General features: G+C 69.0%; 6 protein-coding genes. 5 read left to right on the forward strand and 1 reads right to left on the reverse strand.

Features of this window, described 5'->3' with window-relative positions; all coding sequences use genetic code 11:
• Positions 1-20: 20 nt before the first annotated feature.
• Positions 21-2606 carry a bifunctional aconitate hydratase 2/2-methylisocitrate dehydratase gene (acnB, locus tag GBZ26_RS09400; RefSeq protein ID WP_174438614.1) on the reverse strand — a complete coding sequence of 862 codons (2586 nt, stop codon included), beginning with the start codon at positions 2604-2606 and terminating at the stop codon, positions 21-23.
• Positions 2607-3081: 475 nt separating this feature from the next.
• Between acnB and GBZ26_RS30615 the strand changes: the two genes are divergently transcribed.
• From GBZ26_RS30615 to GBZ26_RS09425, 5 genes are all read left to right on the forward strand, one after another.
• On the forward strand, positions 3082-4734 hold the full coding sequence (locus GBZ26_RS30615) for a DUF2491 family protein (RefSeq protein WP_281427498.1): 1653 nt from the start codon (positions 3082-3084) through the stop codon (positions 4732-4734).
• A gap of 39 nt (positions 4735-4773) precedes the next feature.
• On the forward strand, positions 4774-5199 hold the full coding sequence (locus GBZ26_RS09410; protein ID WP_137141793.1) for a DUF350 domain-containing protein: 426 nt from the start codon (positions 4774-4776) through the stop codon (positions 5197-5199).
• Positions 5200-5230: 31 nt separating this feature from the next.
• Entirely contained in the window at positions 5231-6001 is a 771-nt protein-coding gene (locus GBZ26_RS09415) for a hypothetical protein (protein ID WP_174438615.1), read from the forward strand.
• Positions 6002-6109: 108 nt separating this feature from the next.
• Positions 6110-6277 carry a hypothetical protein gene (locus tag GBZ26_RS09420; protein ID WP_174438616.1) on the forward strand — a complete coding sequence of 56 codons (168 nt, stop codon included), beginning with the start codon at positions 6110-6112 and terminating at the stop codon, positions 6275-6277.
• A 125-nt stretch (positions 6278-6402) separates the two neighbouring features.
• The gene (locus GBZ26_RS09425; RefSeq protein ID WP_174438617.1) at positions 6403-7662 is read left to right on the forward strand and encodes an insulinase family protein; all 1260 of its coding nucleotides are present in this window, start codon (positions 6403-6405) and stop codon (positions 7660-7662) included.
• Positions 7663-7732 lie beyond the last annotated feature (70 nt).

Genomic DNA, 7732 nt, shown 5'->3' on the forward strand with positions numbered 1-7732 from the left:
GGGGAAGAGGTGCAGGCGGATCAGGCGGCGACCGTGTCGGCCACGTCCTGGAACTCCTTGATTTGGTCGAAGTTCATGTAGCGGTAGATGTCGCCAGCCTTCTGGTTGACGACGCTCACCTGCTCCAGATACTCGGCCGGGGTCGGCAGCTTGCCCAGCAGGGCGGCGACGGCGGACAACTCGGCGGAGCCGAGATAGACGCGGGTGTCGATGCCCAGGCGGTTCGGGAAGTTGCGGGTCGAGGTCGAGATGGCCGTCGAGCCCTTGCGGATCTGCGCCTGGTTGCCCATGCACAGCGAACAGCCGGGCATCTCCATGCGGGCACCCGACTTGCCGAGAACGCCGTAATAGCCTTCCTCGGTCAGGATCTGGGCGTCCATCTTGGTCGGCGGGGCGATCCACAGGCGGGTCGGGATGTCGGTCTTCCCGTCCAGGATCTTTCCGGCGGCGCGGAAGTGGCCGATGTTGGTCATGCAGGAGCCGATGAAGACCTCGTCGATCTTGTCGCCGGCAACCTCCGACAGCAGCTTCACGTCGTCCGGGTCGTTCGGGCAGGCGACGATCGGCTCCTTGATGTCGGCCAGATCGATCTCGATCACGGCGGCGTACTCGGCGTCGGCGTCCGGCTCGAGCAGCGACGGGTTGGCGATCCAGTCCTCCATCGCCTTGATGCGGCGGCCGAGCGTCCGGGCGTCCTCGTACCCGTTGGCGATCATCCACTTCATCAGGGTGATGTTGGAGCGCATGTACTCGATGATCGGCTCCTTGTTGAGCCGGACGGTGCAGGCGGCGGCGGACCGCTCGGCCGAGGCGTCGGACAGTTCGAACGCCTGCTCCACCTTCAGCTCGGGCAGACCCTCGATCTCCAGGATGCGGCCGGAGAAGATGTTCTTCTTGCCCTTCTTCTCCACCGTCAGCAGACCCTGGCGGATGGCGTAGAGCGGGATCGCGTTGACGAGGTCACGCAGCGTGACGCCCGGCTGCAGCGCGCCCTTGAAGCGGACCAGCACCGACTCCGGCATGTCCAGCGGCATGACGCCGGTGGCCGCGGCGAAGGCGACGAGGCCCGAGCCGGCGGGGAAGCTGATGCCGATGGGGAAGCGGGTGTGGCTGTCGCCGCCGGTGCCGACGGTGTCGGGCATCAGCAGGCGGTTCAGCCAGGAGTGGATCACGCCGTCGCCCGGACGCAGGGCGACGCCGCCGCGGGTCGAGATGAAGGTCGGCAGCTCGCGGTGGGTCTTGACGTCCACCAGCTTCGGATAGGCCGCGGTGTGGCAGAAGGACTGCATGACCAGATCGGCGGAGAAGCCGAGGCAGGCCAGATCCTTCAGCTCGTCGCGGGTCATCGGGCCGGTGGTGTCCTGCGAGCCGACCGTGGTCATCTTCGGCTCGCAATAGGTGCCCGGACGCACGCCCTGGCCTTCCGCCAGGCCGACCGCGCGGCCGACCATCTTCTGGGCGAGCGTGAAGCCCTTGCCGCTGTCGACCGGGGAGGACGGCAGGCGGAACAGGGTCGACGGGGCGAGGCCCAGCGCCTCACGGGCACGGGCGGTCAGGCCGCGGCCGATGATCAGCGGGATGCGGCCGCCGGCGCGCACCTCGTCGAAGATCACGTCGGACTTGACGGTGAACTCGGCGATCACCGCGCCGTTCTTCAGCGCCTTGCCCTCGTAGGGGCGCAGCTCGACCGTGTCGCCCGTCTCCATCTGCGAGACGTCGAGTTCGATCGGCAGGGCGCCGGCGTCTTCCATGGTGTTGTAGAAGATCGGGGCGATCTTGGAGCCCAGGCAGACGCCGCCGAAGCGCTTGTTCGGGACGTAGGGGATGTCCTCGCCCGTCCACCACAGCACGGAGTTGGTGGCCGACTTGCGCGAGGAGCCGGTGCCGACCACGTCGCCGACATAGGCGACCAGGTTGCCCTTGGCCTTCAGATCCTCAAGCTGCTTGATCGGGCCGCGGACGCCGGCCTCCTCCGGCACGATGCCGGGGCGCGGGTTCTTCAGCATGGCCAGGGCGTGCAGCGGGATGTCCGGGCGCGACCAGGCGTCCGGGGCCGGCGACAGGTCGTCGGTGTTGGTCTCGCCCGACACCTTGAAGATGGTCAGCGTCAGGCTGGCCGGGACCTCGGGACGCGAGGTGAACCACTCGGCGTCGGCCCAGGACTGGATCACCGCCTTGGCGTTGGCGTTGCCCTTGTCGGCCAGTTCCTTGACGTCGTGGAAGTAGTCGAACATCAGCAGCGTGGTCTTCAGACCCGCGGCGGCGGCCTCGCCGCACTCGGCGTCGCCCAGCAGGTCGATCAGCGGCTTGATGTTGAAGCCGCCGAGCATGGTGCCCAGCAACTCCGTCGCCTTGACCTTGGAGATCAGCGGCGAGGTCTCGTTGCCCTTGGCGAGCGAGGCCAGGAAGGCGGCCTTGACCTTGGCGGCGTCGTCGACGCCCGCCGGGACGCGGTGCGTGATGAGATCGACCAGGAAGGCTTCCTCGCCCTGCGGCGGGTTCAGGAGAAGGTCGACCAGCTCCTCGGTCTGCTTGGCCGAAAGCGGCAGCGGGGGAATTCCGAGCGCGGCACGCTCAGCGACATGCTGGCGGTAAGCTTCAAGCACGGTGCGGTCCTCTCATCCAAGGTTGCTCAACAGTCGTCCGATTCCCCGACCCGGGGGGCGCGCTCGCGGACCCGGCTTTTTGCCCTTGCGGCGTCTTGCCACGCCGCTGGTCCTACCATTCCGGAAGGAACTTCCGCGGAACGGAGATGTCTTACGTCGCGGCCTTGGGAGTCGTCAAGTCAACGCTCCGCCTGCGACACGTTTTCAGGCGCCGGCCATAGAAGTGGTATTACAACTTGCTCCCGCCGGCCCTGTGGAGGGGCGGCGATTTCCTGAATTCCTCATGGTCTTTGCAATGATCGCCCCGGTGGGGTTTCTGCGCGGGCCGCCGCATCACCATGTCCAACCCGCCGGCGAAGAGGTTGGCCGGCGAAGAGGTTGATGGTGAACAATTGGGCATGTAGGGTGTTCTGGCCGGCATCCACGGCACCGCACAGGCTCCATGCCCTCAGGCCCCATGTCCCTTCGACACCGGATGATCGCCCGGTTCCTGAGCGTCCTTCTGGCGCTGGCGCCGCTCCACCCGTTGCCCGCCGCCGCACCCGCGGCGGTGTCCGCCGGGCTTGCCGCGGCCACCGCCACGCTGCTCTGGCCGCAGGCGGCGGAGGCGCGGGCCGGCGGGGGGCGAAGCTCCAGCGGCGGATACAGCCGTCCGTCCGTTCGCACCCCGTCCTTCTCCACCCGCTCCGCCCCCTCGCGCGCGCCGTCCACCGGCAGCGGTGGCTACAGCCGCCCCCAGGGCGGGCCGTCCTTCGGCTTTCCCGGCGGGGCGCCGTCCGGCGGTGGCGATGTGGGTGTGTCCCGGCGTTCGAGCGGCGAGGCGCTGGACCGCTACCGGACGCAGCAACAGCAACAACAGCGGGAGCGGACCCCGCCGGTCGCCGCGCCGCCTCCCCGTTCCGGGTCCGGCTCCGGCTGGAGCGGAGGAGGGGGTTGGGGTTCGAGTTCCGGCTCCGGCTGGGGGCAGCGGCGCACCGGCGGCTATGGACCGGGCGGCTGGTACGGCGGCTGGCGTCCGCCGGGCTGGGCCTATGGCAGCCGTCCCAGCTTCGGCCTGTGGGACGGGCTGTTCCTGTGGTTCCTGCTCGATAACCTGTCGCGCCCCGGCTACGCCGACTGGTTCCACAACCACCAGGGCGATCCCGGCTACGCGGAGTGGCGCGCGGAGGCGGAGCGGCGTGCGCAGGACGACCCCGACCTGCGCCGCCGCCTGGACGATCTCGACACCCGCCTGCGCGCGCAGGAGGACCGGCCGCGCGACCCCAACTATCTGCCACCCGACATTCCGCGCGACGTCGCGCAGGCCACGCCGGAGACGCCGTCTTCCCCGGCCGGCTCCGATGGAGGCTCCGGGGGTGGCTGGGGCACCCTGATTCTTCTGATCGTCCTCGTCGGGGGGATGGTGGTGGCCGTGACCGTCCTGCGCCGCCGCTCCTCGGGCTCCCGATCCGGAGGTTCCGCCATGACCCGTTCGCCCTGGAGTACCGCCGCCGGCATCGTGAAGGCCAAGGCCACCGGCGCGTCCTACGAACCGTCGCTGTTCCGGGTGGGCATGACGCTGACGCCCGATCCCACGCCCTTCCTGTTGGGCGGTGGCGCGATCAAGGCCACGGCGCCGGAGGGGGCCGGCTCGATGGTCAGCGTCGAGGCCGTCGGCACGCTGACGGGTGGCGGCGTGACGCTGCACCGGCTGTATCTTCCGGGCGGAAGCGGTTTCTACCAGCTTCACCTGGGGGCCGGGGGCGCGCCGGACGAATGCCGCTGGTTCTCCATGCTGGACGAGGTGCACCCCACCGACAACGACGAATGGGGCTTCTGGCTGGACCCCGGCGACGGGATGATCGGCTACCCGCAGTTCCAGACCAAGGACGGCAAGCTGTACGGGCGGCAGTGGTCGCCCGGCGCGTCCCGCATCGCCCCCGTCACCTTCGACGAGACGCTGACCGACCACCGCGGCAGCCGCACCCGCCGCGTGACCGCCATGCTCTACGCGGCCCCCACGGGCGCCGCGGACCCCGCGCCCCGCACCGAATATGTGCTGGTCGCGGCGGTGGAGGACGGCGGCGAGGCGTGGGTGGAGGTCCGCGCCGGCATCGACGTCAACCCCGCCTCGCTCTCCCTCTCCTGAATTTCCCGCCCGATCCCGCCAGCCCCTACGGAAGACACCATGGACACCAGCGTCGCGCAAATCCTGCAGGGACTCGAATCCGGCTTGCCGCTGCTGCTTCTGCATTTCGGAGCGACCCTGGCCCTGTTCCTGATCGGGGTGGCCGTCTATGTCGCGGTCACGCCGCTGCACGAGCGCGAGCTGCTGGCGAGCGGCAACCAGGCCGCCGGCGTGGTGCTGGGCGGCACGATGGTGGCGCTGGCGATCCCGCTGGCGGCGACGCTGGCGACCAGCCTCGTCCTGGTGGACATCCTGATCTGGGGAACCGTTGCGCTGGTGCTGCAATTGATTACCTTCCTGATCGCCATCCGGCTGTTCCGCGACCTGCGCGCCATGATCGAATCCGGCAATGTCGCCGCGGGCACGGCGCTGGCCGGACTCCAGATCGCCATCGCGCTGCTGAACGCCGGAGCCATGGCGGGCTGAAGGCCCGCCGAACCAGAGAGGAACCGCAACCATGATCTCGTTCATCCGCAACCTCGTCGGGGTGAAGACCGATCAGGCCGTCCAGTCGGCGGTGGAAGCCCTGGTGCGCTGGGACCCGAAGGCCGCGACGGAGGCCGAACTGCGCACGATGGAAGAGCATCTGGACAGCCTCGGCCTTCAGGTCGCGCAGGCGCGCGCCGCTTATGAGAAGGAGCAGAAGGAGGCCGAGACCATCCTTCAACTCTCCCGCCAGCGCATGGCCGCCGCCGAGCATCTGCAGCGTCAGATGGAGGCGGAAAGCGATGCCGGTCGCAAGGCCCAGCTTGAAAAAAGCCTGGAAACGCTGGTGGGGATGCTGGAGCAGATGGCTCCGGACATCGACCGGGAGGAGCAGGACGCCGTGGACGCGCGCGAGTTCCTGACCATGCTGGAGACGACCTACGCCGAGGCCGGCGGCAAGCTGAAGGCCGCCCGCAGCGCGTTGCAGCGGGCCGAACGGGACATGGGCCGCGCCGCCCAGCAGCGCGACATGGCCGAGCAGCGGGCGGAGGCGGCCCGGCAGGCGGCGGGGCTGAGCGGCGCCACCTCCAGCCTCGGCACGGCGCTGAAGGCGATGCAGGACGCGGCGGCCCGCGACCTTGCCCAGGCGGAGGCGTCCAGCGCCAAGGCCCGCCTGCTGAAGCCGTCCAAACCGGAAGAGGACGATCCCAACATCAAGGCGGCGCTCGATGCCGCCACGGGGGCGAAGCCGGCGCCTAGCACCCTGTCCGACCGTCTGGCCTCCCTGAAAAGCCGGCATTGAGGAATGAATAGGATCATCCTATCGGTGAGATAGAATAATCCACATCGATCCTATCGAAGTTCTCCGCCATGATGCGAGTGGTGAAAGTCTGCTCGGTGGAGGACGACCATGCGCCGATCGATGGCGGAGCTGTTGAACGAACTGGAACGGCACGGCGTGCGGCTGCTGCCGGGCGGGCGTCTGCTGGTGCCGGGCGACGTTCCGGCGCCGCTGCTGATGCGCGCCCACCGCAACCGCCGCGCCCTCAGCGCCGCCCTGGCGTCGCCGCGCGGCTGACGGCAACGCCCAACCCCGAACTTGACCCCAAACCGCGGAGCGTTGTTCCTTCGCGGATGGCGCCCCACGTCAATGCAACGCCCCCGATGTTCCGGGCGATCCCGTGCCCAACCAGGAGACCCTGTGTGACGATCCAACTGACCACCCTCGCCAACGGATTTCGCGTGCTGACGGACCACCTGCCGCATCTCGGCACGGTGACCAGCGGCGTCTGGGTCGGCGTCGGGGCGCGCAACGAACGGCCGGCGGTGAACGGCATCGCCCATTTCCTGGAACACATGATCTTCAAGGGAACGGAGAGCCGCGACGCGCTGGGCATCGCGCTGGAGATCGAGAACCGCGGCGGCGAATTCAACGCCTACACGGACTACGACGTCACCGCCTATTACACGCAGATGGCGGCCAAGCACGTCGACGTCTCCTGCGAGATCATCGGCGACATCGTCCTCAACTCCGTCTTCCCGGAGGAGGAGGTGGAGAAGGAGCGCGGCGTGGTCATCCAGGAGATCGGCCGCTACGCCGACGAGCCGGAGGACGTGGTCTACGAGGCGCTGCGCCGCACCGCCTTCGACGGGCAGGCGCTGGGCCGCCCGATCCTCGGCCCGAAGGAGAACGTCGCGGGCTTCGGGCGGGACCATCTGTTCGACTATGTGTCCCATTACGACCCGCGCCGCATGGTCTATGTGGTGTCCGGCAACGTTGATCACGGCACGGTTGTGCGCCGGGCGGAGGCGCTGTTCGGCCATTTGACCGCCAAGGACGACCCGTTCCACGAGACGGTCGTCAACAAGGGCGGGGCGGCGCTGCTCAAGCGCGACGCCGAGCAGGTGCATTTCATGGCGGCCTTCCCCGGCGTCGGCACCGAGGATTCGGCGAGCTACGCGCTGCGCCACCTCGCCAACATCCTGGGGGGCGGCATGACCTCGCGCCTGTTCCAGGAGATCCGCGAGAAGCGCGGGCTCGTCTATTCGGTCTACGCAGCACCCATCCAGTATGCGGACGGCGGTGCGCTCAGCTTCTACGCCGGCACCGGGCCGGAGGAGGTGGCGGAGCTGGTGCCGGTCTTCTTCGATGAGCTGCGCAAGGCCCGCGACGGCGTGACCGCGGTGGAGCTGGAGCGGTCGAAGGAGCAGATGCGCTTCTCGGTGGGCAAGTCGCTGGAATCGACCATGCGCCGCGCCGACCGCTTCGCCCGCACGCTGCTGCGCACCGGCGAGGTGCGGACCATCGAGCAGATCTTCGAGCGCATCGACGCCGTGACGCCGGAGGATGTGGCGGCGGCGGCCAACCGCGTCTTCGCCGGCCCGATGGCGGTGTCCGCGGTCGGCAAGCTGGACCACCTGCCGTCCTACGAGGACATGCAGGGGATGCTGAAGGCGGCGTGAGGGTGTTGCGTCGCGACGTCTTGCCCCCTCCCTAACCCTCCCCCGCTGGCGCAGGGGAGGGGATCAATCT

Source organism: Azospirillum formosense (assembly GCF_013340925.1).
Classification (GTDB): domain Bacteria; phylum Pseudomonadota; class Alphaproteobacteria; order Azospirillales; family Azospirillaceae; genus Azospirillum; species Azospirillum formosense.